At 64.9% G+C, this 333-nt stretch carries 1 protein-coding gene; it reads right to left on the bottom strand.

From position 1 onward, the window contains the following. Nucleotides 1–333 (bottom strand): ATP-binding cassette domain-containing protein (locus tag EN853_RS33380; RefSeq protein ID WP_135861365.1); only part of this gene is annotated, 333 nt, incomplete at both ends.

The raw sequence follows: 333 nt of genomic DNA, 5'->3' as shown, positions 1-333 counted from the left end.
AGACGCCGAGCATCCTGTGGATCTGCTTGAGCTCAAGCTGCATGTGCTCGCGCAATTTCTTGTCGAGCGCCCCGAGCGGCTCGTCCATCAGCACCAGGCTCGGCTGGAACACCAGCGCGCGAGCCAGCGCCACTCGCTGTTGCTGGCCGCCGGAAAGCTGGGTCGGGCGGCGGTCGCCGAATTGCTTCAGCCGCACCATGTCGAGCGCGCGGCCGACGCGGGCCGCGATGTCGGCCTTGCTCACCTGGCGGACGGAGAGCGGAAAGCCGACATTCTCCTCGACCGTCATATGCGGGAAGAGCGCATAGTTCTGGAAAACCATGCCGATATTGC

Source organism: Mesorhizobium sp. M1C.F.Ca.ET.210.01.1.1, assembly GCF_004791585.1.
GTDB lineage: Bacteria > Pseudomonadota > Alphaproteobacteria > Rhizobiales > Rhizobiaceae > Mesorhizobium.
This window is presented reverse-complemented; position numbering and strand designations above follow the sequence as displayed.